This window comes from Sinomonas sp. G460-2 (genome assembly GCF_047759905.1).
GTDB lineage: Bacteria > Actinomycetota > Actinomycetes > Actinomycetales > Micrococcaceae > Sinomonas.
Genome location: NZ_JBKZWT010000385.1, coordinates 1 through 3,023 on the forward strand (window position 1 = coordinate 1; position 3,023 = coordinate 3,023).

Genomic DNA, 3,023 nt, shown 5'->3' on the forward strand with positions numbered 1-3,023 from the left:
GCGAGATTCCGAGTCGCGGAAGTTGTATTCCAAAAAACTTCTCCAAAACTATGGTGCGCGTCACAGACCCTTGCTATCGTCGATGTGTCACGGCGGGTCCCCGGGCGAATCTGGTCAGCAGATTCCCGGGAGGCTATCTACCAGGCAACCTCAATTCAGAGCTTTCGAAGTCTGGTCAGGCCTGGTCTGAACCGTTAGGGCGTTCCTGGAGTGGCCGGACTTCCCCCAAGCGAGGGAGTCTCCCATGACCACCACCCTTTCCACCCCTGCGCCGCTCACGGCCGGCGATCGCCTCCACTTGGCGCGCGCCGTCCAACTTGCGGCCCAGAACGTCCTCGAGAACGGCGGCCCGTTCGGCGCCGTGGTCGTCAGCGCCGACGGCCAGATCTTCGACGGCGTCAACCGCGTGACCGCGAACAACGACCCCACGGCCCACGCCGAGGTCACCGCGATCCGCGCCGCGTGCCGGGCTCTCGGCACCTTCGATCTCAGCGGCGCCGTCCTCTACTCGAGCTGCGAGCCATGCCCCATGTGCCTCGCCTCGGCGCTGTGGGCGCGGGTCTCGACCGTCCGCTTCGCCGCCGACCGCCACGACGCGGCCGCGGCGGGCTTCGACGACGCGGTCTTCTACGACTTCTTCGACACCCCGGTCGAGCGGCGCTCGATGCCCGTGGTGCACTCCGAGCCCGAAGGGATCAGCCGCACGGCCCCCTTCGAGCAGTGGTCCGCCTTCGCGCAGCGCGTCGAGTACTGAGGCGGCCGCCATGAGCATCAACACCAGCACTGTGTCCACTGACGAGCTCGAACCCGAGCGTGAAGGCGCGGCGGGCGCGGAGCAGACGACGACGGCGCCCGCCTCCCGCGAGCGCACCTCGCCTCCCAGCCGGGGCGGCCTGCTCGATCGGATCTTCAGCATCACGAAGCGGGGCTCGACGATCCCGCGCGAGATTCGCGGCGGCCTCGTCACGTTCTTCACGATGGCGTACATCGTGATCCTCAACCCCCTCATTCTGGGCGGCTTCAACGCGGCGACGGCGCCCACCGACGTCACGGGCGCGTTCCTCCCGGCCGCGCAGGTCGGTGCCATCACGGGCCTCACGGCGGGCGTCCTGACGATCCTGTTCGGCGTCTTCGCCAACCTCCCGTTCGGCCTTGCGGCCGGCCTCGGCATCAACTCGTTCCTCGCCGTCGCGGTCGTCAAGGACGTCTCGTGGCCCGAGGCGATGGGCCTCGTGGTGATCAACGGCGTCCTCATCGTCCTGTTCGGCGTCACCGGCGCCCGAACGGCGATCTTCCGGGCCGTGCCGCGCGAGCTCAAGGCCGCCATCACCGTGGGCATCGGCCTGTTCATCGCGTTCATCGGCTTCGTCGACTCGGGCTTCGTGCGCGGCACGAAAGCCGGCCCGCCGGTCCAGCTCGGTCACGACGGGTCGATCACCACGCTGCCCACACTCGTGTTCATCGTCGGGCTGATCCTCATGGGTATTCTCGTTGCGCGGAAGATCCAGGGCGGCATCCTGATCGGCATCATCGCGACGACCCTGCTCGCGATGGGCGTCGAGGCGATCTGGCACATCGGCGCCGGCGGCCCGAACAACCCCGACGGCTGGCACCTCAACACGCCCGTCCTCTCGGGACAGCTCGTCTCGATGCCCGACTTGAGCCTCGTGGGCCACTTCGATCTCTTCGGGGCGTTCGGCCGGATCGGCCTCCTCGCGGGCATCACGCTCGTCTTCACGCTCGTGTTCACGAACTTCTTCGACGCGATGGGCACCATGACGGGCCTCGCGAAGAGCGCAGGCGTGGCGGACAAGGACGGCACGTTCCCGCGGCTCAAGTCCGCGTTCATCATCGAGGGCTTCGGCGCGGTGCTCGGCGGCGCGAACTCGGGCTCGTCGAACACCGTGTACATCGACTCGGCCGCGGGCATCGGCGAGGGTGCCCGAACGGGCCTTGCTTCCGTGGTCACGGGGGCGCTGTTCCTCGGCTCGATGTTCCTCACGCCGCTCACGAGCGTCGTCCCGCTCGAGGTCGCGTCCGCGGCGCTCGTCGTGGTCGGCACGATGATGGCGGGCCAGATCCGCGAGATCGACTTCACGAGATTCGACATCGCCCTGCCCTCCTTCCTCACGATCGTCACGATGCCGCTCACGTATTCGATTGCGAACGGGATCGGCGCGGGGTTCATCACGTGGGCCGTGGTCCGGGCAGCGAGCGGCAAGGCGCGGCAGATCCACCCCCTCATGTGGGTGGTCGCGGCCGGATTCATCGTGTACTTCGTGCGCGGGCCGCTGGGGCACCTCATCGGGGCCGGCGGCTAGGCCGCACCGGATTCCCACCCACCCTCCCTTACACCCACCCTCCCGCCCGTATGAACCGCGCCCGCGGGGCCCCGGAAGTGACGCTCCGGGCCCCCGCGGGCGCACCATGGATACACGCGTCGCAAGACGCGGATCTTCCTCTGATCAGTGAAGGGGGAGCCGATGATCGAGCTCCTGAGCGCACTGCCCGCCTGGCAGCCCGCGGCCCGAGGGGAGCGCTGCGCGGTCGCGACCGTTGTCGCCGCGAGCGGATCGGTGCCGCGCCCCGTGGGCACGTCCATGTTCATCGCCGCACCCGCACATCCGCACGACGCCCCGGCGGTGCTCGGCAGCCTCTCCGGCGGCTGCGTCGAGGGCTCCGTGGTCGCGGCCGCCCTCGAAAGCCTCGACGACGGCGCCGCGCGGTGCGAGCGCTTCGGATACTCGGCCGAGGACGCGTTCGCCGCAGGGCTCAGCTGCGGCGGCGAGCTCGAAGTGCACATCCAGCCGCTCCCGCCGGCGGCCGCGCGCGAGCTGGTGGAAGGCACCCAAGCGGTGTTCGCCGTCGTCCGTCGCCTTGCCGCTCAGGGCGAGACCGCAGCGGACGACGGCGCCGCCCTCCCCGTGATCCTCGGCGCGCCGCCCGCCGGACTCGCCGGACTGGGAGACCTCGAATTGGGCAACGCCGAATTGGGCAGCGCCGAATTGGCGGCCACCTGGTTG

The 3,023-nt window shown here is 69.4% G+C and carries 3 protein-coding genes; all 3 read left to right on the forward strand.

What is annotated here, in order from left to right; genetic code table 11:
- Positions 1–244 precede the first annotated feature (244 nt).
- On the forward strand, positions 245–754 hold the full coding sequence (locus tag ACLN58_RS20180; protein ID WP_415857017.1) for a nucleoside deaminase: 510 nt from the start codon (positions 245–247) through the stop codon (positions 752–754).
- A 10-nt stretch (positions 755–764) separates the two neighbouring features.
- Entirely contained in the window at positions 765–2,321 is a 1,557-nt protein-coding gene (locus tag ACLN58_RS20185; protein ID WP_415857018.1) for an NCS2 family permease, read from the forward strand.
- Between the two features lie 162 nt (positions 2,322–2,483).
- Positions 2,484–3,023: XdhC family protein (locus tag ACLN58_RS20190; RefSeq protein WP_415857019.1), on the forward strand; the 540-nt coding region annotated here is incomplete at its 3' end.